This window comes from Streptomyces odonnellii, from assembly GCF_000981895.1.
In the GTDB taxonomy this organism is placed as follows: Bacteria; Actinomycetota; Actinomycetes; order Streptomycetales; family Streptomycetaceae; genus Streptomyces; species Streptomyces odonnellii.
Map to the genome: position 1 here is coordinate 1 of NZ_LATD01000193.1, position 23,920 is coordinate 23,920.

Annotated in this window: 17 protein-coding genes and 2 pseudogenes; 13 read left to right on the forward strand and 6 right to left on the reverse strand. The window is 70.3% G+C overall.

From position 1 onward, the window contains the following. Positions 1–16: 16 nt before the first annotated feature. Positions 17–1,378 (reverse strand): cation:dicarboxylate symporter family transporter, encoded by a 1,362-nt coding sequence (locus tag WH07_RS18730; protein WP_046501254.1) that lies wholly within the window; start codon positions 1,376–1,378, stop codon positions 17–19. Between the two features lie 136 nt (positions 1,379–1,514). On the opposite strand from WH07_RS18730, the gene WH07_RS18735 reads away from it, so the two are divergent. From WH07_RS18735 to WH07_RS18755, 5 genes are all read left to right on the forward strand, one after another. Continuing rightward, entirely contained in the window at positions 1,515–3,332 is a 1,818-nt protein-coding gene (locus tag WH07_RS18735; RefSeq protein ID WP_079023343.1) for an ATP-binding protein, read from the forward strand. After that, the gene (locus tag WH07_RS18740) at positions 3,329–4,018 is read left to right on the forward strand and encodes a response regulator (protein ID WP_046501255.1); all 690 of its coding nucleotides are present in this window, start codon (positions 3,329–3,331) and stop codon (positions 4,016–4,018) included. The genes WH07_RS18735 and WH07_RS18740 overlap by 4 nt, the downstream gene beginning before the upstream one ends. 141 nt (positions 4,019–4,159) lie before the next feature. Next, positions 4,160–5,521, forward strand: a complete 1,362-nt coding sequence (locus tag WH07_RS18745) for an extracellular solute-binding protein (RefSeq protein ID WP_232788960.1) — start codon at positions 4,160–4,162, stop codon at positions 5,519–5,521. An 839-nt stretch (positions 5,522–6,360) separates the two neighbouring features. Next, positions 6,361–7,257: a carbohydrate ABC transporter permease gene (locus tag WH07_RS18750; RefSeq protein WP_046501275.1), complete on the forward strand. Its 897-nt coding sequence runs from the start codon at positions 6,361–6,363 to the stop codon at positions 7,255–7,257. Continuing rightward, complete coding sequence (locus WH07_RS18755; protein WP_046501257.1) at positions 7,257–8,132, forward strand: carbohydrate ABC transporter permease; 876 nt, start codon at positions 7,257–7,259, stop codon at positions 8,130–8,132. The genes WH07_RS18750 and WH07_RS18755 overlap by 1 nt, the downstream gene beginning before the upstream one ends. 47 nt (positions 8,133–8,179) lie before the next feature. On the opposite strand, the gene WH07_RS18760 is transcribed toward WH07_RS18755, so the two are convergent. Beyond that, positions 8,180–9,205: an ATP-dependent 6-phosphofructokinase gene (locus WH07_RS18760; RefSeq protein WP_046501258.1), complete on the reverse strand. Its 1,026-nt coding sequence runs from the start codon at positions 9,203–9,205 to the stop codon at positions 8,180–8,182. A gap of 477 nt (positions 9,206–9,682) precedes the next feature. Between WH07_RS18760 and pta the strand changes: the two genes are divergently transcribed. From pta to pyk, 3 genes are all read left to right on the forward strand, one after another. Further along, positions 9,683–11,773 carry a phosphate acetyltransferase gene (gene pta / locus WH07_RS18770; protein ID WP_046501261.1) on the forward strand — a complete coding sequence of 697 codons (2,091 nt, stop codon included), beginning with the start codon at positions 9,683–9,685 and terminating at the stop codon, positions 11,771–11,773. 74 nt (positions 11,774–11,847) lie between these two features. After that, the gene (locus tag WH07_RS18775) at positions 11,848–13,086 is read left to right on the forward strand and encodes an acetate kinase (protein WP_046501262.1); all 1,239 of its coding nucleotides are present in this window, start codon (positions 11,848–11,850) and stop codon (positions 13,084–13,086) included. Between the two features lie 116 nt (positions 13,087–13,202). Next, entirely contained in the window at positions 13,203–14,633 is a 1,431-nt protein-coding gene (gene pyk / locus WH07_RS18780) for a pyruvate kinase (RefSeq protein WP_046501263.1), read from the forward strand. Positions 14,634–14,718: 85 nt separating this feature from the next. Here pyk and WH07_RS40415 read toward each other — a convergent pair. Next, a pseudogene (locus tag WH07_RS40415) lies at positions 14,719–15,797 on the reverse strand (dihydrofolate reductase family protein). A 55-nt stretch (positions 15,798–15,852) separates the two neighbouring features. Beyond that, positions 15,853–17,262 (reverse strand): helix-turn-helix domain-containing protein, encoded by a 1,410-nt coding sequence (locus tag WH07_RS18795; protein ID WP_079023344.1) that lies wholly within the window; start codon positions 17,260–17,262, stop codon positions 15,853–15,855. Positions 17,263–17,476: 214 nt separating this feature from the next. Here WH07_RS18795 and WH07_RS37735 point away from each other — a divergent pair, with 214 nt between their 5' ends. From WH07_RS37735 to WH07_RS18815, 4 genes are all read left to right on the forward strand, one after another. Beyond that, positions 17,477–18,481, forward strand: a complete 1,005-nt coding sequence (locus tag WH07_RS37735; protein WP_198533838.1) for an ATP-binding protein — start codon at positions 17,477–17,479, stop codon at positions 18,479–18,481. An 86-nt stretch (positions 18,482–18,567) separates the two neighbouring features. Beyond that, positions 18,568–19,140, forward strand: coding sequence for a hypothetical protein (locus tag WH07_RS37740; protein ID WP_232788961.1), 573 nt, complete (start codon positions 18,568–18,570; stop codon positions 19,138–19,140). Then, on the forward strand, positions 19,104–19,958 hold the full coding sequence (locus WH07_RS18810; protein WP_046501267.1) for a serine/threonine-protein kinase: 855 nt from the start codon (positions 19,104–19,106) through the stop codon (positions 19,956–19,958). The genes WH07_RS37740 and WH07_RS18810 overlap by 37 nt, the downstream gene beginning before the upstream one ends. After that, positions 19,955–20,422 (forward strand): GNAT family N-acetyltransferase, encoded by a 468-nt coding sequence (locus WH07_RS18815; protein ID WP_046501269.1) that lies wholly within the window; start codon positions 19,955–19,957, stop codon positions 20,420–20,422. Before WH07_RS18810 ends, WH07_RS18815 begins: the two co-directional genes overlap by 4 nt. Before the next feature lie 89 nt (positions 20,423–20,511). On the opposite strand, the gene WH07_RS18820 is transcribed toward WH07_RS18815, so the two are convergent. Further along, the gene (locus WH07_RS18820; protein WP_106409617.1) at positions 20,512–21,357 is read right to left on the reverse strand and encodes a helix-turn-helix transcriptional regulator; all 846 of its coding nucleotides are present in this window, start codon (positions 21,355–21,357) and stop codon (positions 20,512–20,514) included. A 154-nt stretch (positions 21,358–21,511) separates the two neighbouring features. On the opposite strand from WH07_RS18820, the gene WH07_RS18825 reads away from it, so the two are divergent. Next, on the forward strand, positions 21,512–22,945 hold the full coding sequence (locus WH07_RS18825; protein WP_046501271.1) for an aldehyde dehydrogenase family protein: 1,434 nt from the start codon (positions 21,512–21,514) through the stop codon (positions 22,943–22,945). 328 nt (positions 22,946–23,273) lie between these two features. Here the strand turns inward: WH07_RS18825 and WH07_RS18830 are convergent. Beyond that, positions 23,274–23,920, reverse strand: a pseudogene (locus WH07_RS18830) (hypothetical protein); the annotation flags it as partial.

Here is a 23,920-nt window from a genome sequence, read left to right on the forward strand (position 1 = left end):
GTGGGAAGCGGGTGGGTCAGACCGTGGTCTTGTCCGGGGTGCGCTGGCCCGGGATCGTCGCGTCCGCGCCCGCCGCCCCCGCGTCCCCGTGGCCGTCGTCCAGCAGCGTCTTCTCGTCGAAGGGGATCTCGCCCGCCAGGACCTGGTCCACCCGGGCCTTGTCGATCTCCTTCGTCCAGGTGCCCACCAGGACCGTCGCCACCGCGTTGCCCGCGAAGTTCGTCAGGGCGCGGGCCTCGCTCATGAAGCGGTCGATGCCGACGATCAGGCCGACGCCGTCGACCAGTTCCGGACGGTGGGACTGGAGGCCGCCCGCCAGGGTGGCGAGGCCGGCGCCCGTGACGCCCGCCGCGCCCTTCGAGGCGATGATCATGAAGAGCAGAAGGGAGATCTGCTCGCCGATGGAGAGCGGGTCGCCCATGCCCTCGGCGATGAAGAGCGAGGCCATCGTGAGGTAGATCGCCGTACCGTCCAGGTTGAAGGAGTAGCCGGTCGGTACGGTGATGCCGACCACCGGCTTGCTCACGCCCAGGTGCTCCATCTTCGCGATCAGACGCGGCAGCGCGGACTCCGACGACGAGGTCGAGAGGATCAGCAGGAACTCACGGCCCAGGTACTTCAGCAGCGAGAGGATGTTCACACCCGCGACCAGCCTCAGCAGCAGCCCCAGAATGACGAAGACGAAGATCGCACAGGTGATGTAGAAGCCGATCATGATGATCGCCAGCGACTTCAGCGCGTCGAGACCCGTCTCGCCGACCACCGCCGCGATCGCGCCGAACGCGCCGACCGGGGCCGCCCACATGATCATCGCGAGCATCCGGAAGACCAGACGCTGGAGGTGTCCGATGCCACGCAGGACCGGCTCGCCCGCCGAGCCCATCGCCTGGAGCGCGAAGCCCGCCAGCAGGGCGACCAGCAGGGTCTGGAGGACCTGGCCCTCGGTGAAGGCGGACACCATCGTCGTCGGGATGATGCCCAGCAGGAAGTCCGCGGTGGACTCGCTCGCCCCCTCCGCCTGCGCCGCGCCCGCACCGCGGGTCGCCTCGGTGAGGTGCAGGCCCGAGCCGGGCTCCAGGATGTTGCCGACGACCAGGCCGATGGCCAGTGCGACGGTCGACATCACCATGAAGTAGCCGAGCGCGAGCCCGCCGACCGCGCCGACCTTCGCGGCCTTTCTGACCGAGCCGACGCCCAGCACGATCGTGCAGAAGATCACGGGCGAGATCATCATCTTGATGAGGTTCACGAAGCCGGTACCGATCGGCTTCAGTTCGACGGCCACACCGGGAGCCGCGAAGCCCACCAGGATGCCGAGCGCGACGGCGGCGATCACCGCGATGTACAGATAGTGGGTGCGGTCCCGGCGTGCGGCCACGGGTCCTCCTTGACTCGTACCAGCGATTCCCCCCGTCCCTGTCCGTGGGGGTCCCGGCGACTATCCATCAGCATGTGATGCCGGTCACGGTTACGTTCATTTCGTTCATATGAATGCGGCGATGCAGACTTGCGCCATGCACCTGCCCCGGCCCCGCAGCCTCGCCGCCCAGCTCTTCGCCATGCAGGTCGTGCTGGTCGCCGCCGTTGTCGTGGGGTGCGCGCTCTTCGCGTACGTCACCGGACGTGCCCACGCGGACGAGACGGCACGCAAGCAGGTTCTGGCCACGGCGCACGCGCTGGCCGATTCGCCCTCTGTACGGGAGGCCATCCGTACGCCTGACCCGACGGCCGTGCTCCAGCCGTACGCCGAACGGGTACGGCACGACACCGGCATCGACTTCGTCACGATCATGAACCCCCGCGGAATCCGCTGGACCCACCCCGATCCGGCGCAGATCGGGATGCCCTTCCTGGGGCGTACGGCGCCGGCACTGCGCGGGGAGACCTTCACCGAGACGTACACGGGTACGCTCGGCCCCTCGATGCGGGCCGTCACCCCGATCTGGGACGGCGGCCGGATCACCGGACTGGTGAGCGTCGGCATCACCGTGGACCGGATCTCCTCCGAGGTGACCCGGCAGGTCAAGGTGCTCGCGCTGGTGGCGGGCGCGGCGCTGGTGCTCGGCGGGCTCGGTACGTATGTGATCAACGCGCGGCTGCGCAGGCACACGCACGGGATGAACGCCGCCGAGCTGAGCAGGATGCACGACTACCACCAGGCCGCGCTGCACGCCGTACGCGAGGGGCTGCTGATGCTCGACGGCGGACGCAGGATCGCCCTGATGAACGACGGCGGACGGGAGCTGCTGGGGCTGGACGACTCCGCGGTGGGCCGTCCCGTACCCGAACTCGGGCTGCCCGCGCCGCTCACAAGGGCGCTGCTCGACCCCGGGCCGCGGGTGGACGAGCTGCATCTCACCGCCGACCGGATCGTGGTCGTCAACACGCGGCCGGTGGTCGGCGGGGAGCGGCGCGGTACGGTCGTGACGCTGCGGGACCACACCGAACTCCAGGCGCTGTCAGGGGAGTTGGACTCCGAGCGCGGCTTCACACAGGCGCTGCGCTCGCAGGCCCACGAGGCGGCCAACCGGCTGCACACGGTCGTCTCGCTGATCGAACTGGGGCGGGTGGAACAGGCGGTGGAGTTCGCCACGGCCGAACTGGAGCTGGCCCAGGCGCTGACGGACCGGGTGGTCGGCGCGGTCGGCGAACCGGTGCTGGCCGCGCTGCTGTTGGGGAAGGCGGCGCAGGCGAACGAGCGCGGGGTGGAGCTGGTGCTGGCGGAGGACAGCCGTATCGACGACGGGGTGCTGCCCGCGACGCTCGCGCCGCGCGATCTGGTGACCATCCTGGGCAACCTGATCGACAACGCGGTGGACGCGGCGCAGGGCGGCGAGGGCGCGCGCGTGACGGTCACGGCGCTGGTGCGGGACGCTCAACTCGTGCTGGGCGTACGGGACACGGGGGCCGGTGTCGACCCGGCCGCCATGGACGAGGTCTTCCGCCGGGGCTGGTCCACGCGAGGCCCGGACCGCGGCCTGGGCCTCGCTCTCGTACGTCAGTCGGTCCACCGCGCCCACGGCACGGTGACGCTGACGCGGGGCGCGGAGGGCGGTGCGGAGTTCACCGTACGACTGCCGCTGAGCGCGGACCAGGGCCTGGCCGGCACGGTCCCGGAACAGCGGGCGGCCGGTACGGAAGCGGGGGCCGCGGCGACCGGTACGGTCCCGCGGCAACGGGCGGCCGGTACGGAGTCCGCGCCACGCACGGCCGGTACGGCCCCGGCGCGGTCCGACCGTACGGGGCCCTCCCCCGGCGTCGAAGCCGCGCGGGACCACCGCGCCGGGCCCGCCGACGACGCCCCGCCGCCCGGCACCGAGGTGACACCGTGAGCGCCGGACCACCCATCCGCGTGCTCGTCGTCGAGGACGACCCCGTCGCCGCCGACGCCCATCAGCTCTATGTCGGGCGCGTCCCCGGGTTCGCCGTCGCGGGGGTCGCGCATTCGCGCGGGGAGGCCGCCCGGGTGCTGGAGCGGGCCGCCATCGATCTGATCCTGCTCGATCTGTATCTGCCCGACGGACACGGGCTCCAGCTTCTGCGCGGGCTGCGGGCCGCGGGCCATCACGCCGATGTGATCGCCGTGACCTCCGCCCGTGACCTGGCCGTCGTACGGGAGGGCGTCTCGCTCGGGGTCGTGCAGTATGTCCTGAAACCGTTCACCTTCGCCACGCTCCGTGACCGTCTCATCCGCTACGCCGAGTTCCGCGCCGCCGCCGGGGAGGCCAGCGGCCAGGAGGAGGTGGACCGGGCGCTCGGGGCGCTCCGGGCACCGCAGCCGTCCTCGCTGCCGAAGGGGCTGAGCGGACCGACGCTGGAGGCGGTGACCCGTACCCTCCGCGCCTCCCCCGATGGGCTGACCGCCGCCGAGGCCGGTACGAAAGTCGGTATCTCGCGCATCACCGCGCGCCGCTATCTGGAGCATCTCGTCACCAACGGGCGTGCGGCGCGCAGTCCGCAGTACGGGCAGGTCGGACGGCCGGAGCTGCAGTACCGCTGGATCCCCGCGCCCCACTGAACGCCCCACTGCGCGGCCCGCCGAACGCCCCGCCGCGCCGGGGGGCGCCAACTACCGGTCGCTGCACGGGGATTGACCATGGTAATGGCCCAGTCCTACGGTCGCCGGGCAGCCCCCTGTGGCTCAGAGGAGGTCGTGCCCGTGCGCCCCACCGCCCCGCTCATCCTCATCGCCGCCCTCACCGCCGGTGTCCTCACCGCCTGTGGCGGCGGTTCCGGCAGCGACCCGGACACGGTCAAGGTCGCGTACAAGCGCTCCACCGACAACAAGATCCGCATCGCGGACACCTATCTGGAGTCCGTGAAGCGGGAGTTCGAGAAAACGCATCCCGGCAAGAAGGTCCAGCTCATCCCGGTCCAGGCGCCGGACAACGACTACGCCACCAAGGCGCAGCAGATGATGCGCTCCCCGAAGACCGCGCCGGATCTGGTCTACGAGGACACCTTCCGTATCAACGCGGACATCAAGGCCGGTTATCTGCGCCCGCTGGACGCCTACTTGGCGAAGTGGGACACCTGGGACCAGTTCGTCGACACGGCGAAGTCGGCCGCGAAGGCGGAGGACGGCAAGACGTACGGCGTACCGGACGGCACCGACACCCGCGGGCTCTGGTTCAACAAGGAGATCTTCGCGAGGGCCGGTCTGCCCGCCGACTGGCGGCCCCGTACCTGGGACGAGGTCCTGGACGCGGCCCGTACGGTCAAGGCGAAGGTCCCCGGCGTCATCCCGCTGAACGTCTACACGGGCAAGGGCCCCGGCGAGGCGGCCGTGATGCAGGGCTTCGAGATGCTCCTGTACGGCACGGGCGCCGCCGGCGAGGACCCCCTGTACGACGCCTCCGCACGGAAGTGGGTCGCGGGCGGGCAGGGCTTCCGGGACGCGCTGGGCTTCGTCAGGACGGTGTACGCGGAGAAGCTCGGCCCGGACGTCTCGGACGCGCTCGACCCGAACGTCGGCACCCGGGTCGCGACCGAGTGGTTCCCCGAGGGCAGGCTGGCGATCTCGCTGGACGGTTCCTGGATGGGCCAGAACTGGATCAGCGGGGGTCCCAAGGAGTGGCCGCGCTGGTCGACGGATCTCGCCCAGACGCCGATGCCGACGCAGCGCGGGCAGGCGCCCGGCGCGGTGTCGATGTCGGGCGGCTGGGCGTGGGCGATCCCGCAGAAGGCGAAGAACCCCGATCTGGCCTGGGAGTTCATCAAGACGCAGCAGACCGCGGAGAACGCGGTGGAGTGGGATGTCGTGGGCGCGCAGATCGCCGTACGGAAGGATGTCGCGGCAGATCCGCGGTACGTGAAGTCCATGCCGGGCATCGAGTTCTTCACCGGCCTGGTGCAGTACACGCACTACCGGCCGGCGCTGCCGGTCTATCCGCAGGTCTCGACGGCGATCGGCGAGGCGATGGAGAAGGTGACGACGGGGGACGCGTCCCCGGAGGACGCGGCGAAGGAGTACGACGAGCAACTCAGAACGATCGCCGACGGCGCGGTCGTCACGAAGTGAGCACGAACGGGGGCGACCCGCTGGGCCCGACGCCCGAACCGGACCCAGCGCCCGCAGGCGGCGGGCCGACCGGACCCGACGACGAGCCGACGCGAACGGACGGCCAAGCGGCGCAGCCTGCCGCCGCGCCTGCGGACGGCGGACCGGCGCCCGCAGGTGGCGGGCCGACCGGACCCGAAGACGAGCCGACGCGGACGGACGGCCCGCCCGCACGGGCAGACCGCCGAGTGGCACAAGCTGCCGCTGTGCCGACGACGGCCGGCCCGCGCCGGGAGGCTGGGGCGGGCGCGGGGGCCGGGTCGGACCCGGAGGCCGAGCTGGCACGGGGCCGGAGCATCCCGGGGCCAGCCGGGCACCCGCGCCGGGAGGACGGGTCGGGCCCGGAGACCGGGTCGGGCCCGGAGACCGAGCCTGCGCCTGCGCCTGCGCCTGCGGACAGCGGACCGGCGCCCACAGAAAGCAAGCCGACCGGACCCGACGACGAGCCGACGCGAACGGACGGCCAAGCGGCGCAGCCTGCCGCCGCGCCTGCGGACGGCGGACCGGCGCCCGCAGGTGGCGGGCCGACCGGACCCGAAGACGAACCGACGCGTACGGACGGCCCGCCCGCACGGGCAGACCGCCGAGTGGCACAAGCTGCCGCTGTGCCGGCGGCGGCCGGCCCGCGCCGGACGGCGGCCGAGTCGGCCGAGCCGGACCCGACGGACAAGCCGGCACGGGGCCGGAGCATCCCGGGGGCGGCCGGGAAACCCACCGGGCACCCGCGGCAGGAGGACGAGCCGGGCCCGGACGGGCGGTTCGTGCGGGCGGCTGAGCCGGGCGCGCGTGGCGCCGCCGCGGTGCGGCGTCCGCCGGCCGAGAAGTCCGCCCCGCGCCCGCGCGGGCCGCGCCCCTGGCGGTGGCTGCCGCTCGCGCCCGCCACCCTCCTGCTGCTGCTCTTTCTCGCCGGGCCCATCGTCTACTGCGTCTGGATCGCCTTCACCAACACCCAGTTGACCGGCTCGTCCTCCTCCGACTTCGTCGGGCTCGCCAACTTCCGGCGGGCCTTCGCCGATGAGGACTTCCGTAACGCCGTCTGGCTGACCCTCGTCTTCACCGTCGTCTCCTCGATCCTCGGGCAGAACACCCTCGGGCTGGCGCTGGCCGGGCTGATGCGGGCCGCGTCGCGGCCGGTCCGTACGCTCACCGGGGCGCTGGTGATCGCCGCCTGGGTGCTGCCCGAGATCGTCGCCGCGTTTCTGCTGTACGCGTTCTTCCGCCGCGAGGGGACCCTCAACGCGATCCTCGACTGGCTTCAACTGCCGTCCCAGAACTGGCTGTTCACCCTGCCGATCCTGGCCGTGTCGTTCGCCAACGTGTGGCGCGGCACCGCCTTCTCCATGCTGATCTACTCGGCCGCGCTCTCCGAGATCCCCAAGGACATCACCGAGGCGGCACAGGTCGACGGCGCGGGCGGGGTGCGGCGGGTCTGGCACATCACACTGCCGATGATCCGCCGCTCCATCGGGACGAATCTGATGCTCAACACTCTGTCCACGCTCTCCGTCTTCGGCCTGATCTGGGCGATGACCCGCGGCGGCCCGGGGAACCGCAGCCAGACCCTGCCGGTGTTCATGTACGACCAGGCGTTCCTGAAGAGCCTGATCGGCTACGGCACGGCGGTGGCGCTGCTACTGCTGCTGGTGGGCTCGCTGTTCTCGCTGGTCTATCTGCGGCTGATGAAGGTGGAGGTCTGATGGCGCGGCCACGGCCGGCACTTCGCCGGCACACCCGCGGCGGGCGCGTACTCACCCGGCGCACCCGTGGCCGGCTCGCCGCCGACGGCGCCCTGCTCCTCACCGCCGCCGCCTTCGCGCTGCCGCTGCTCTGGCTGATCCTCGCGTCGGTCGACGCGGACGCCGATATGCGCGTACGGGCACCCGCCTCGGTGACCGGGGAGAACTTCAGCGCCGTCCTCACCGACGAGATCACCTTCACACCGATGCTCAACAGCCTGCTGCTGTGCGGCAGCGCGACCCTGCTCGCCGTGGTGTGCGCGGCGCTGGCGGCGTATCCGCTCTCCCGCTACCGCTCGCGCTTCAACCGCCCGTATCTGCTGACGATCCTGTTCACGACGTGTCTGCCGGTCACGGCGATCATGGTGCCGGTGTACGGGCTGTTCGTACAGGTGGATCTCGTCGACACCATGTACGGTACGTCGCTCTTCCTCGCCACTTCCCAGCTCCCGTTCTCCATCTGGCTGATGAAGAACTTCATGGACGGGGTGCCGACGATCCTGGAGGAGGCGGCCTGGACGGACGGGGCGTCACACGCCCAGACGCTGACCCGGGTCGTCCTGCCACTGATGGGCCCGGGGCTGACGGTGGTGACCATCTATACGTTCATTCAGCTCTGGGGCAACTTTTTCGTACCGTTCATGCTGCTTCTGACGCCCGAGCAGCTTCCGGCCTCGGTCTCGATCTTCACCTTCTTCGGCAACTACGGATCGGTGATCTACGGTCAGCTCGCCGCGTTCTCGATCCTCTACTCGGCGCCGGTGCTGGTCCTGTACATCCTGATCTCGCGGCGCCTGGGCGGGGGTTTCGCGCTCGGCGGCGCCGTGAAGGGCTGAGCCCCCGGTCCGAAGGTCCCCCCGCCCCCCGGGCGGGGGCGGAATGCTCAGAAAACGCTCTCAGCCTCGAACATCCGGTCCTCCGGCACCGTCTTGAGCCGGGTCACCGCCTCCGCCAGCGGCACCATCTCCACCGCGGTCCCCTTCAGCGCCGTCATCACCCCGAACTCGCCCCGGTGCACCGCCTCCACGGCGTGCCAGCCGAAGCGGGTCGCCAGCACCCTGTCGTACGCCGTCGGGGTGCCGCCGCGCTGGACATGCCCGAGGATGACCGGCCTGGCCTCCTTGCCCATCCGACGCTCCAGTTCCGCCGCGAGCCGGTTGCCGATGCCCCGGAAACGCTCGTGCCCGAACTGGTCGATCTCGCCCTTGCCGTACTCCATCGAGCCCTCGGCCGGATGCGCGCCCTCGGCGACACAGATCACCGCGAACTTCTTGCCGCGCGAGAACCTCGCCTCGACCATCTTCACCAGGCTGTCCACCTCGAAGGGCCGCTCCGGCAGACAGATCCCGTGCGCGCCGCCCGCCATCCCGGACTCCAGCGCGATCCAGCCGGCATGCCGCCCCATCACCTCGACGACCATCACCCGCTGGTGGGACTCGGCCGTGGTCTTGAGCCGGTCGATCGCCTCGGTGGCGACGGTGACGGCGGTGTCGAAGCCGAAGGTGCGGTCGGTGGCGTAGATGTCGTTGTCGATGGTCTTCGGTACGCCGACGACGGGCATCCCCGCGTCCGCAAGCAGCCGGGCCGCGGTCAGTGTGCCCTCGCCGCCGATCGGGATGAGCGCGTCGATCCCGTACCGCTGCGCCAGCTCCGCGCAGTTCTCGGCGGCTTCGCGCAGCCGGCCGCGCTCCAGCCTGGCCGAGCCCAGGATCGTACCGCCACGGGCCAGGATGCCGCTGACGGCGTTGAGGTCGAGCGGGCGGAAGTGGCCGTCGAGCAGTCCCTTGAACCCGTCCTCGAATCCGATGACTTCGTCGCCGTATCCGGTCAGGGCGCGGTGCACGACCGAGCGGATCACTGCGTTCAGGCCGGGACAGTCGCCGCCTGCGGTGAGAACTCCGATACGCATCGTGCTGGGTCTCCTGCTCGCTAGTGCCGTACTTCTCCGGCCCGCCGCCGCCGTGCCGTCAGCGTGCCACCGCCGTGCCGCCGTGCTTCCCGGAGGGCGCTCTCCGCCCTCCACGTGTGAGCCTGCTCCGATCCTGCCATGGTGATCGGCGTCACGTGCCGGGCGGTCCGCCTGTCGGACGCGCTGTCGGCGGTGCTGTCGAGCGGGCCGGCGGCCGGTTCGTACACCTCGCCGTGCACAGCCGTACACCTCGCCGTACGGGCCCCGCGGGGCGGTCGGCGTAACTACCCTCGGAGGTATTGTCAAGAGGGCCTTACCGCCCCCGACGGCGCCACGCACGGACCGACAGCACAGGCAGCACCGACAGCACAGGCAGCACGGACAGACTGACGGCACGGACAGCACAAAGAGCACAGGCAGCACACGCCGGGGCATCCGGCCGGGGGCCCACTCACGAGCAGGGACGGGAGAGCACGCGTGACGCGCAGCGTGTACGTGACCGGGATCGACCGCGGGGACGGCCGCCAGGTCGTCGAGCTGGGAGTCATGGAGCTGCTGACCCGCCAGGTGGACCGGATCGGGGTCTTCCGCCCGCTGGTCCACGATGGCCCCGACCGGCTCTTCGAGCTGCTGCGGACCCGCTACCGGCTGTCGCAGGACCCGGCGACGGTCTATGGCCTCGGCTACGACGAGGCGTCCGCGATCCAGGCCGAGCAGGGCACCGACGAGCTGGTCTCCCGGCTGGTGGAGCGCTTCCACCTGGTCGCGCGGGAGTACGAGGTGGTGCTCGTCCTGGGCACGGACTTCGCGGCCACCCAGCTTCCCGACGAGCTGGCGCTCAACGCGCGGCTGGCCAATGAGTTCGGCGCGTCCGTGATCGCGGTGGTGGGCGGCAAGGGCCAGAGCGCCGAGTCCGTACGGGCCGAGGCCGGCAACGCCCACCGGGCCTATCACGTCCTGGGCTGCGATGTGCTCACGGTGGTCGTCAACCGGGTCGCCCCCGAGGACCGGGCCGCGATCGCCGAGGGGATGACCGCGCGGCTGCCCGTGCGCTGTTACGTACTGCCGGACGAACCGGCGCTCGCCGCACCGACCGTCGCCCAGATCACCCAGACCCTCGGCGGCACCGTACTGCTCGGCGACGACTCCGGCCTGGCCAGGGACGCCCTGGACTTCGTCTTCGGCGGCGCGATGCTGCCCAACTTCCTGCGTGCGCTGACCCCCGGCTGCATGGTGGTGACGCCCGGCGACCGCGCCGATCTGGTGGTGGGAGCGCTCGCCGCGCACTCGGCGGGCACCCCGCCGATAGCGGGGGTGCTGCTCACCCTCGACGAACGGCCTGACGACTCGGTCCTGACCCTGGCCGCTCGGCTCGCGCCCGGCACCCCGGTGATCTCGGTGCCGGGCCGTTCCTTTCCCACCGCGGCCGAACTCTTCGGCCTGGAGGGGAAGCTGAACGCCGACACCCCGCGCAAGGCCGAGACCGCGCTCGGCCTCTTCGAGCGTCATGTGGACACCGCCGATCTGCTGGCCCGGCTCTCGGTGGTCCGCAGCAGCCGGGTGACCCCGATGATGTTCGAGCACGAACTGCTCGAACAGGCGCGCGCCCACCGCCGCCGCGTCGTGCTGCCCGAGGGCACCGAGGAGCGCGTGCTGCGCGCCGCTGATGTGCTGCTGCGCCGCGACGTGTGCGATCTGACCCTGCTCGGCGACACCGGGACCATCCGCAAGAAGGCCGCGGACCTCGGTATAGATCTCGGCGCCGACCGGGTCCAGCTCATCGATCCGGCCACCTCGGAGCTGCGCCGGCGGTTCGCCGAGCGGTACGCGGAACTGCGCGCCCACAAGGGCGTGACGGTGGAGCTGGCGTACGACATCGTCGCCGACGCCAACTACTTCGGCACGCTGATGGTCCATGAGGGCCTGGCCGACGGCATGGTGTCGGGCTCGGTGCACTCCACGGCCGCGACGATCCGCCCGGCCTTCGAGATCATCAAGACGCACAAGGCCGAGGGCGCGGCCGCGATCGTCTCCTCGGTCTTCTTCATGTGCCTCGCCGACCGGGTGCTGGTGTACGGCGACTGCGCGGTCAACCCGGACCCGGACGCCGCGCAGCTCGCGGACATCGCCGTCCAGTCGGCGGCCACCGCCGCCCGGTTCGGGGTCGAGCCGCGGATCGCGATGCTCTCGTACTCCACCGGCACCTCCGGCTCGGGGGCGGATGTCGACAAGGTGCGGGAGGCGACGAAGCTGGTGCGCGCGGCCCGGCCGGATCTGCTGGTCGAGGGCCCGATCCAGTACGACGCGGCCGTCGAGCCGTCCGTCGCCGCGACCAAGCTGCCGGAGTCGGAGGTGGCGGGCCGGGCGACCGTACTGGTCTTCCCTGACCTCAATACGGGCAACAACACCTACAAGGCCGTGCAGCGTTCGGCGGGCGCGGTGGCCGTGGGCCCGGTGCTCCAGGGGCTGCGGAAGCCGGTCAACGACCTGTCGCGCGGGGCGCTGGTGCAGGACATCGTGCATACGGTGGCGATCACCGCGATCCAGGCGCAGGACGGGCCGGCGTGAGCCGGAACTGTCCTTCTCCGCTCCTTCCCCTGCTGTTCCCTCCTCCGTTTTCCCCTACCGAAGGCTGACAGTCCGTGCGTTCCCGTGAAGCCGCCACCCGAGTCCTGGTCCTCAACTCCGGTTCCTCGTCGCTGAAGTACCAGCTCCTGGACATGCGGGACGGCTCCCGCCTCGCGGTCGGACTGGTCGAGCGGATCGGTGAACGTACCTCCGCGCTCGTACACACCCCGCGGGCGTCGGACGGCGACGGGAAGCGTGAGCGTACGGGCAGGATCGCGGACCACACGGCGGCGCTGGAGGCGGTCGCGGCCGAGCTGGCGCACGACGGCCTCGGGCTGGACTCCCCCGAACTGGCGGCGATCGGCCACCGGGTCGTGCACGGCGGGCTCCGGTTCAGCGCCCCCGTCCTGATCGACGACGACGTGCTGGCGGAGATCGAGCGGCTGGTGCCGGTGGCGCCGCTGCACAACCCGGCGAACCTGATGGGGATCCGTACGGCGCGGGCACTGCGCCCGGACCTGCCGCAGGTCGCGGTCTTCGACACCGCGTTCCACACGACGATGCCGGAGTACGCCGCGCGCTACGCCATCGACACCGCGACGGCCGACGCGCACCGTATCCGCCGCTACGGCTTCCACGGCACCTCGCACGCGTATGTCTCGCGCAGGACCGCCGAGTTGCTGGGCAGAGACCCGTCCGAGGTAAATGTGATCGTGCTGCATCTCGGCAACGGCGCCTCGGCGTCGGCGGTCGAGGGCGGCCGGTGCGTGGACACCTCGATGGGGCTGACTCCGCTGGAAGGTCTGGTGATGGGTACACGGTCCGGTGACATCGATCCCGCGGTCACCTTCCATCTCAAGCGGGTGGCCGGAATGTCCGTCGACGAGATCGATGAACTTCTCAACAAGAAAAGTGGTCTGGCCGGCCTCTGCGGGGACAACGACATGAGGGAGATCCAGCGCCGTATCGACGAGGGGGACGAGCGGGCACGGCTCGCGTTCGACATTTACATCCACCGGCTCAAGAAGTACATCGGCGCCTACTGCGCGGTCCTCGGGCGGGTGGACGCGGTGGTCTTCACGGCGGGTGTGGGGGAGAACGCGGCGGCGGTACGGGAAGCGGCCGTGGCGGGTCTGGAGACATTCGGGCTGGCCGTGGACGCGGGCCGCAATGCCGTGCGTTCCGATGAGCCGCGGCTCATCTCGCCGGACGGGGCGCGGACCGCGGTGGCGGTGGTCCCGACCGACGAGGAGCTGGAGATCGCACGGCAGACCTTCGCCCTGGCCGGCGAGGACCGGACGCTTATCTCCTGAGCCATCGCCTGAGCGGGCGACTATCGACCGGCTATCGACTGAGCGGCAGTCCGCCCATTTGTACTTTCCACCAGACGGAATATTCCGCATGGAAACAAACCGATAGGATCCGCCTTATGCGCCGTTCCAAAATCGTCTGCACACTGGGCCCCGCCGTCGACTCGTACGAGCAGTTGAAATCGCTCATCGAGGCCGGAATGAATGTGGCCCGCCTGAATATGAGCCACGGGAGCCACCCGGAGCACGAGGAGCGGTACCACCGCGTCCGCAAGGCCGCGGCCGACACCGGCCACGCGGTGGCCGTGATGGTCGACCTCCAGGGCCCCAAGATCCGTCTGGAGACCTTCGCCGAGGGACCGGTCGAGCTGGTGCGCGGTGACGAGTTCACCATCACCACCGAGGATGTCGCGGGCGACAAGTCCATCTGTGGCACTACTTACAAGGGTCTGCCCGGCGATGTCGTCAAGGGCGACCAGATCCTGATCAACGACGGCAATGTCGAGCTGCGGGTCGTCGAGGTCGAAGGACCCCGGGTCAAGTCCGTGGTGGTCGAGGGCGGGGTGATCTCCGACCACAAGGGGATCAACCTGCCGGGCGCGGCGGTGAACGTACCGGCGCTGTCCGAGAAGGACGTCGAGGACCTGCGCTTCGGTCTGCGGATGGGGTGCGACATGATCGCGCTCTCCTTCGTGCGTGACGCGCACGACGTGGTCGATGTGCACAAGATCATGGACGAGGAGGGTCGCCGGGTCCCGATCATCGCGAAGGTCGAGAAGCCGCAGGCGGTCGCCAACATGGACGCCGTCGTCGCGGCGTTCGACGCGATCATGGTGGCCCGCGGCGATCTGGCCGTCGAGTACCCGCTCGAAAAGGTCCCGATGGTGCAGAAGCGGCTCATCGAGCTGTGCCGCCGCAACGCCAAGCCGGTGATCGTGGCGACCCAGATGATGGAGTCGATGATCACCAACTCCCGTCCCACCCGCGCCGAGGCGTCCGACGTCGCCAACGCGATCCTGGACGGCGCGGACGCGGTGATGCTCTCCGCCGAGTCCTCGGTCGGCGCGTACCCGGTCGAGACGGTCAGGACGATGTCGAAGATCGTGGTCGCGGCGGAGGAGGAGCTGCTCTCCAAGGGCCTCCAGCCGCTGGTGCCGGGCAAGAAGCCGCGTACACAGGGCGGTTCGGTGGCGCGCGCGGCCTGCGAGATCGCGGACTTCCTGGGCGGCAAGGCGCTGATCGCCTTCACCCAGTCCGGCGACACGGCCCGCCGTCTCTCCCGCTACCGCGCGACCCAGCCGATCCTGGCCTTCACGACGGACGAGGCGACCCGTAACCAGCTCGCGCTGAGCTGGGGCGTGGAGTCCTTCATCGTGCCCTGGGTGACCAGCACGGACGCGATGGTCGACCTGGTCGACGAGGAGGTCCTGAAGCTCCAGCGCTACTCCGAGGGCGACGCCATGATCATCACCGCGGGCTCCCCTCCCGGCGTCCCGGGCACCACGAACATGGTCCGGGTCCACCACCTGGGCGGCGACGACCGCGACTGACGCGACCGTCCGTCCGTACCCCCGCAGTCCACTTCGGCCCGCCGGCTTCCGGCGGGCCGTTCCGCTGCGCGCTCGCGGCTTCTCGCTAGAGGGTCAGATGTGCGTTGGCGGCACGCGCGGCGTCGGCCAGTGCGGGGATCTCCACGACCTCGACGCCCGCTCCTGTCAGCAGTTCGACTCCCTGGCATCCGGTGACGAACAGGTCAGGTTCACGCCAGGCGATGACGACGCGCGGGACCGAGGTGTCGAGGATGAGCCGCGTACAGGTACGAGGACGGGAGCGCCGCTCGGAGCAGGGCTCCAGTGAGCTGTAGAGCGTCGCCCCCGCGAGCCGCGGATCGTCCGGCGCCAGCTTCGCGAGCGCGGACTCCTCTGCGTGCACATGTGGATCGGTCTCACGGCTGTACCCACGGCTGATCTCGTCGCCGTCAGCACTGACGATGACGGCCCCGACATTGAACGCCGTCGCGGACGGCGGGCAGAGCCCGGAGATCTCGATGGCGAGGGCCAGCCAGGCATGATCGTCGGTCATGAGGTGAATTCCTTGGGTGCGTAGCGCAGCAGCACGACATCGCCGACGGCGCGGGTCTCCAGCAGTGCCATCCGTCGGGTTGAACCGCCGGGGTAGGCAGCGGGCCCCAGGAACCGGGGCGCGCCCGGCTGCCCGACCAGCAGGGGCGCGACGGCCAGATGGACTTCGTCAGCGAGACCCTGCGCCAAGAACTGGGTATGGATGGTGCCACCGCCCTCGACCATGAGGCGTCGGATGCCGCGCGCGGCAAGATCGTCCAGCATGACGCCGAAGTCGACCGCCGGTCCCGTCTCGATGACCTCGGCCAGCCCGTCGAGACTCTCCCGAAGCTTCGGAGCCGCGGCGTCTGTGGTGTAAACGGCCTTCTCACCGCCGTGATGCCAGAAATTCAGCTCGCGGCTGAGATCGCCACTGGCGGTAAGAGTGATCTTGAGCGGATACGCGGGCTTCCCCGCGGCGACACGGGCGGCGCGACGGTCGGGGCTGTTCACCAACAGGCGGGGATTGTCGCGGCGGAGGGTGTTGCCGCCGATGAGGATGGCGTCGGATTCGGCACGGACCTGGTCGACACGGTCGAAGTCCCAGACTTTGGAAATCCGCTGTCGGTGCCTGCGCGGATCCCGGCGCCGCAGGACGCTCTGAGCAGGAGGCGTGCGGGCTCACGGGTTCCATTGTCCGGAGAACCGGTCAGGTTTGATGCAGGACCACAGAGTCCAGTGCCTCGCGGAACTCGATCACCTCGGGCACCGACGTCCTGGAACGACGAAGATCCGCGTCGAGAGCAGAAAGTTGGCCGAAAATCCGGGCTGAGCCGGTCTCGGCTGCGATCGGGAGGGCCTGGATGCCCTTGTGGGCCGCTTGCTCGGGTTCGTCGGCGCGTGCATGGGCGATGGCCGCCTGGGAAAGAACGAAGCCGCGGTCGCGCCGGTACGTCGGCGGCAGCGCGCTGATCGCGCGGGTGAACCCTTCAGCAGCGGCCTGGTGCTCGCCCAGAAGCGAGAGGCAGTGGGCACGCTGGGCCTGAACGTGTGGGGCGTCCATCCAGGTGCCCCGGCGGTGAGGCGTGTCCCCCGTAAGGTGGTCCATCAGCCCGAAAACGGTGTCGTACGCGCGGTGGCAGGCCACCCCGTCACCCTGCAGCGCATGGCTGTGCGCAGTGGAGAGCGTACTCATGGCCGCGAATCGGCTGCGCGGTGGCGCCAGGTGCTGTGCCGCCAGGGACAAGTCAGCCGTTTCGACGGGGTCGCGCCTTTCAGCCGCTAGTTGCGCCTTACGGATCATGACGTACGCGACCGGCTCCCGCCTGCCGTCGGCATGGGCCCAGTCCAGCGCCCGGTCAGTCCAGTACCGGGCCGCATCGTAGTCACCCGCGTCCTGGTACAGCCAGCCGCAGAACTCGGCGTACTCGGCCTGTACTTGGAGCAGCGCCCGGCGGTCGGCACCGTCCATGTTCTGGCGAAGCTGTTTGATCATCCGAATGTGGTCACGGACAGTCTCGATCACACGGCCTGGGCCGAGCAGGTTGTCACAATCGACCAGTGTCCTGCGGAGCTGCCGCAGGTGCTGGACGGGGTGGGTTTCCGGGGCGAACGCGGTGCTGTGGGGAGGGCGCGTACGTCCGGAGGCGTCGCCCATGGCGAGAAACGCGGCTCCGGCGGCGCCCCCACGCAGCAGCACACGGCGCGGCATCGTCACGATGATGATCCTTCCGTCAGCGGTACGGCAGGGCACACGGACTTCGTCGCCGTCTGCCGCGCCCAGGATCGCCGCATCGGGCGGTGGTGGACCATCGTTTTGGCTGGTGGAAGCCGCACTGTCCGCATCAGCCGTATGGTTGTCCGCTTCGGCCAGCACCCGTACCAGCGCGCGGCTCAGCACCCCGCCTGTCTCCAGCACCGCGTCCAGGGCCTCGGCCGGTTCCGGCGTACAGGCCCGGACGGCCTTCTCGATCTTCGCGATCAGATCGCCGCTGACGTGCACCGATGCACCCAACTGATCCTGTGTCAGGCCTCGCTGCCGTCGCCAGTGGCGCAACTCCGCGCCGAACCAGTCCCGGTTGGACCGACCAGGATCCAGCGGCTTGGGAGGCTGCGGCATTCGATCCCCCTTCGGTCATCGATGTGGACAACCGCTGCGGTCCGCATGCCGGACTTCACGGCGGGCGGCGCCGAGGGGCTGAATGGTTCCACGACGTTTCGTACCCCGTATACACCGCAACGAGCGGCGGATACCGGGGGTTTCCCAAACGGATCCGACCGACCCGCCCGACCCACACCTTGCCGGGAGCGCTCGCTTCCGCTCCGGGGGAGCAATGCCACTCTCGAACCAACAACTCGCGCTGACCTGGCACATGGAGTTCACGCCCCAGGCGATGTTCGTACCACTTGTCCGAAGACAGGTCGAGCACGCCATGACGGGATGGAGGTGCGCCGAAGACGACACGGCCACGGCCGTGCTGATCTCCAGCGAACTCGCCACCAATGCCGTTGAGCACGCGCATGTCCGGGGCGAACGCTTCGGCATCACGCTCACGGTCACCCGTCGCGACTGCCTGATCGAGGTGACGGACCCCGTCGTCGCCCCGCCCCGGATCACTTCCCCGTCCTCGGACGACGAACACGGCCGCGGCCTCCACCTGGTCGCCACCCTGTCCGAAGACTTCGGACACCGCCCCCGCCCGGAGGGCGGCAAGACGGTCTGGGTCCGTCTCGCCCTCACCGACACAGGCCGAACGCATCCCGCAGCATCGGCCTGCCCCGTCCAGACACTCTCTTGGCCCAGCGGCAACGGCGAACCGGCAAAGGCCGACGTCGCCCACGTACCCCCCGCCCCGCTCACTGGCCAGGCGGCACCACCAACTCCTGTGGAGAAAAACATGCACACCACCATGACGCCCTGTACCGAACTGGTCGAACTCGGCAAGTTCCTAGCCATCGCCGCTCACCGAATCAACGCCGGGCAGGCCCCGCCGCAGATGTTCAGCGCCGCGATCGACGCCGCATGGCATCAGCTCGCCGAAGACCCGGAGGCGCATGCCGCCTTCACCACGGCCCATGCCGGGCGTCCGCTGCGTCACATCGCCGAAACCGGCAGCGGATACATCGACTGGGTAGCCACATACGAAGAGAGGTACGGCCGACTTCCTGAGATCTGGTTCACAAACACCGACGGCGACGTGAACACCTCTGCCCTGGCCGACTACCTCCAGACGGGTCGCGTGGTTGCCGAGTGGAATTGTTCGCCCGCGCCCGGCGACGGTGACGGAGACGCGTTTCCGGCGCCCGTCCGGGCCGGAGTCTCGTCGAAGACCACCTGATGAGTATCAGAACAAGCAACGGAGTGCCCCGGGCCAGTAGCGGGGCGCTCCGCCTCATTGAGGCGCGTACCGTACGGCCGACCAGCGTGAATGCGATCGGCTACCTCACCCAGATGTACGAGCACTGTCCCTTCCTGGCTCCGTCAAGACACCGTGACCTGACCAGTTGGACCGTGTATCAGATCGACTTGGGCGCACACCGGTGCGCGGTCGAAGCCGAGTTGTTCCATGCGGGCGTGCAAGCGGCTGAATCTCTGCGCTCCCTGGCCAAGCAGTCATACGGTGGACTTGCCTGCGAGGGCATCGTGCTTCTGGGAAATGACGCCGAAGGCACAAGCCACGGCCAGTTGATGGGGTGGCCCCACTGGGCGCTGAAGCATCTGTACGGGCCGGTCGGTGTCATGGTCGGAAAGTTCGCGAAAGGCACTTCCGAGCTGGATAAATTCGGCCGGCCCATCCCATCTCCAGCGTTCTCGTTCCTCGCGGTACGAGCTGCTGTCCGCAATCGCGACCCGCGATTCCTCACGGACACGCCCGCTCTGGCAGCCGAGCTGGCCGCTGCTGCCGATGACGGCCGAGACGTGTTCGCGAACATCTCACCCACTTGGAAGGCGGTACGAGCATGGGCGGCTTCCCTGCCTGCCCCGCGGAAGCACTGAGCGCGGCTGAAGTTCAGTGCGGTCGTGTCGGGCTGCGTGAGATCACCCACCGGCGCGGCTCGGCGGTCTGGAAGGCCGACGGTCCACGGGGCACGGTGGCGGTCAAGACCGGGTACGGTGACGGCGCCGAAGCGGTGGCGCGGGAGGCCGCCGCGCTCGCCGCACTGCCCGGCTACTCCGTCACCACAGGTAGAGCCGGTGCCGACACCTGGTACATCACGGACTGGCACGACGGTCCGTCCACCTGGAGGATTTTCCAGCCGGTCCGGGAGCGCACCGCAAGCGGAAAAGACCGCTCGTATGCCCTGGCAGGGGCAGTCGGTCTCTGCCGGGCCGTCGCGGATCTGCACTCCATTGGATGGGTTCATGGGGATCTGCAACCCGTACACGGTATCCACACAGTAACCGGCGTCATGCTCATCGACTTCGCGTGGTCCTGGCGAGTGGGTCAGGCTCTCCCGCCGCACTTCCGCGGCGGCATCACACACCTGATCGCCCCGGAACTCGCCGCACGAATCGACACCGGCCCGCAGCCGGTCACACCGACTCCGCAGGCCGATGTGTACGCACTCGCCGGAGTCTTGTGGACCTGCGTCACCGGGACATGGCCGCTGGACTACGGAGCGGTCGGCATAACACCGCAGCACGTCAGCCCGGGCGAGCTACGGAAAGCCATCGCCGTCGGCCGAATTCCGCTGACCGCCGGGCGGCCATGGCCCGGCCCGCAAGCCGTGCTGGCGGACACGCTTACCGCACCGGCCGCAGACCGGCCCACGGCCGACGAACTGGCGGAGGCCCTGGCGTTCCTCACGGCATGACGTGCCTGCGCGAACTCACCGACCACGATGCGCCGACCGTGCGGCGGATCTTCAACGACGTATCGGTCCGCTTTCTCGACAGGGCCGCGATGGGAGTGGCCGAGTCAGTCGCCTATGTAACTCAGGCCCGCGCTTGGTCGGTTGAGCGACCACGGCGGAGATACGTTCTCGGGATCGATGTCGGAGGCGACCTGGTCGGCGTCGTCAAACTGAGCGTCACCACTGGTGAGGGCCGTATCGGCTACGTGCTCCGACAGGACTCGTGGGGCCACGGCCATGCGACCCGGGCTGTCCGGGAATTGGTCACGCTTGCGTTCGGTGCTTGGGGACTGGCCACGGTCCGGGCGCAGCACCGCTCCGCCAACCCGGCCTCAGGCCGAGTCCTGGCAAAGGCCGGCTTCCTACGGACAGGGACGGTGGGCGGCTTCGTACGGTACGTGGCGACACGGGAGGAGGCGCACTGAACGTCGGCAGCGCGACCGAGGGTTCGCGGCCCGCGCCGTCGCGGCGGCTCGCCGTTCGGCCAGTTCGCCGCCGGTTCGCGGTCTCGCCGTTACGCCGGTTCGTTGGTGAGGATCGCCAAGTGGTGGAGTTTGGCTTCGCTTTCGGTGCCCGGTGGGGCGGTGAAGACCAGGAGGGTCTGGGGGTGGTCGGGGTCCAGGAGGCTTTGGCCGTGGAGGTGCAGGGGGCCCAGACGGGGGTGCTGGATGCGTTTGGGCGGGCAGGTGAGGCCCGCTACCGGGTGGTCGCGCCAGACGGCGGCGAATTCCGGGCTGGCGGTCAGCAGGGCGTCGACGAGGGCGGCCATGCGGGGGTCGTCCGGTTCGCGGCCGGCGGCGGCGCGGAGCTGGGCGGCGATCGTGCGTCCGTGGCGGGCGTGATCGGCCTCGGGGTGGATCAGACGCGAGGCCGGGTCGGTGAACCAGCGGTAGGCCAGGCTGCGCGCCATCCCCGTGTGGCGGCTGTCGTCCCCGGTGAGCGCGACGGCGAGGCGGTTCTGTACGAGGGTCTCGCCGAGGTGGTTCATCACCTGCGCCGGGGTGTCCGCCAGCCGCTCGAAGATCCGGAGCATGCCCGGGGCGATCTCGTCGCCGACGGGGACCCGGCCGGGCGGGGCATGGCCGGCCAGCCGGAAGAGATGGTCGCGCTCGTCCGGGGAGAGGCGCAGGGCGCGGGCGAGAGCGGTGAGCATCTGCGGGGAGGGGTGCGGGCCGCGGCGCTGCTCGATCCGGCTGTAGTAGTCGGTCGACATACTGCTCAGCGCGGCGACCTCCTCGCGGCGCAGACCACCGGTACGGCGTGACCGCCACCCCCGGGGCAGGCCGACGTCCTCGGGCTGCAGGGCCGCCCGGCGGGTGCGCAGGAAGTCGGCGAGTGCGGCCCGGTTCACCTGGCTCATACGGCCACGCTCCTCTCGGTGCGGGGACGGCGGGTCCTCCGTACCGTCAAGCGTCGCAGACGCGGCGACCGGGCTGCCGGAGTGGTCCGGATCACCGGACCGGTTGTCCCTGGCTGCTCCGCCACCGCCTTGCCACGCTGGCGCCATGAACAGCATGAGCAGCACAAGCAGTACGGACGCATGGGACGGGACCCACTGGATCGGCGGTACGGCCGTCCCCGGCGGCCCTGCCTCGATCGATGTGGTGAATCCGGCCACCGGCGCGGTCGTCGCCTCCCTGCCGGCCGGTACCCCCGCCGACGCCGACCGGGCCGTCGCCGCCGCGACGGCCGCCTTCCCGGCCTGGGCCGCCACGGCTCCCGGCCGGCGCGCGGAGATCCTGGGGCACGTCGCCGAGGGGCTCCGGAAGCGCGCCGAGGAGATCGCGGGCACCATCACCGCCGAGATGGGCGCGCCGATCCAGCTCTCCCGCTTCGCCCAGGCCGGTCTGCCGGTCGCGGTGACCGCCGCCTTCGCCGGGCTCGCCGCGGACTTCCCGTGGACCGAAGAGATCGGGCACTCGCTGGTCGTGCGCGAGCCGGTCGGGGTCGTCGGGGCCATCACGCCCTGGAACTTCCCGCTCCAGCAGACCGCGACCAAGGTGGTGCCCGCCCTGCTGGCCGGGAACACCGTGGTCCTCAAGCCGTCCGAGATGGCGCCCCTGAGCGCGCGGATCCTGGCCGAGGTGGCCGCCGAGGCGGGGCTGCCGGCCGGTGTGCTCAATGTCGTGCACGGCACCGGTCCGGTCGTCGGCGAGGCGATCGCCGCGCACCCCGGCGTCGACATGGTGTCCTTCACCGGCTCCACCCGGGCGGGCAAGCGTGTCTCGGTGGTCGCGGCGGACACGGTCAAGCGGGTCGCGCTGGAGCTGGGCGGCAAGTCCGCCAATGTGATCCTGGACGACGCGGACCTCGCCCGGGCCGTCGGCCTCGGGGTCTCCAACGCCTGGATCAACAGCGGCCAGGTCTGCGGTGCCTGGAGCCGGATGCTGGTCCCCGCCTCGCGCCACGACGAGGCCGTCGAACTGGCCGTCGCCGCCGCGGCCGAGTACACGGTCGGCGACCCGGCCGACGAGAGCACCCGGATCGGCCCGCTGGTCTCCGAGGCGCAGCGGCAGCGGGTCACCGGCTATATGGAACGGGGCATCGCGGACGGCGCCACGCTCGCGGTCGGCGGGCCCGGCCGTGTCGAGGGGCTGGGGTCCGGCGCGTACGTACGGCCGACGGTCTTCGCCGATGTCGACCCGGACTCCGTGATCGCACAGGAGGAGATCTTCGGGCCGGTGCTCGCGGTGATTCCGTACGCCGACGAGGACCGGGCGGTCGAGATCGCCAACAGTACGGTGTACGGGCTGAACGGCGCGGTGTTCGGCGAGCGGGAACACGCGCTGGCCGTCGCGCGGCGGCTGCGGGCCGGTCAGATCGATGTGAACGGCGCCGAGTTCAACCCGCTGGCGCCGTTCGGCGGGTACAAGCAGTCGGGCAACGGGCGCGAGATGGGCCGTTTCGGGCTGGAGGAGTTCCTGGAGGTCAAGTCCATCCAGCGATGAGGATCCGGCGGCGAGGGCCGTGCCGTACACCGCGGAGGCGTACTCGTACCGCCGTACCGGGCAGGACACACCCCGGCCCGCACCTCCGGAGCCGGCCACGGGGATGCGGGCCGCTGCTGCGGCACAGCGCCTAGGTCCTGTCCGGTCGGTCTTCGTGGATCAGACCGCGGCGTCCGGTGGAGGGGGTCCCTCCCGTGCCGTTCAGGCCACGGGGGAGCATCGCAAGGCGGAGGATCGCCCGTGTACTGGACGTACTCGGGCGACTCCGACCACGCAGCGAGGTGCCGTGCCAGACGTCGCGGGCCCGCGAAGATCGGCCGGACAGGGCCTAACCGGTCATGTAGTTCTGGAGGCCCGGGACGGTGAGCGTGCCGCCGAACTGGCCTGCCTGGGTGACCTTGACGTCCGTGAAGAAGGCGAACGGTACGTTCAGCGGAGGCGGCGTCCGCGGGCTGAAGGTGATCGGGATGAGACCGAAGAGGTTCCCCTTCAACTCCTCGGTGTACATCGTCACTTCGCCGTCGCGGATCGTGGACGTGGAGCCCTCGCGGGCCTTCACATGCGCCGTCTTGCCCTCGGGGTAGACCACGAGCTGGTGCAGGTCCCTGATGTCCACCGACGAGGCCGTGAACTTCAGCACCTTCTTGGTGCCGAGATTGGTCCTCACCTCGACGATGCCGTGGTAGTCGAGACCGCGCAGCGTCAGCAGCGAACTGTCCAGGACCCAGGGGTCGTCGGGCAGCAGCGGGATGCCCTCTTCCTCCTTGGCCGCGGCGAGGGCCTCGGGGTCGGGGGTGGGGCAGGGGAAGGGCTCCTTGCCGGCCGCGCCCGCCGGGATGTCGTCGTCCGCGTGGGCGTCCAGGCCCTTGGCGCTCTCGTCGAGTTCCTCGACGGTGACTCCGGCCTTCCTGGCCGCCTCTTTGATCGCCTCTTCCGTTCCGTCGACGGCGCCGTCGGCCGCGTCACTCGCCGGGC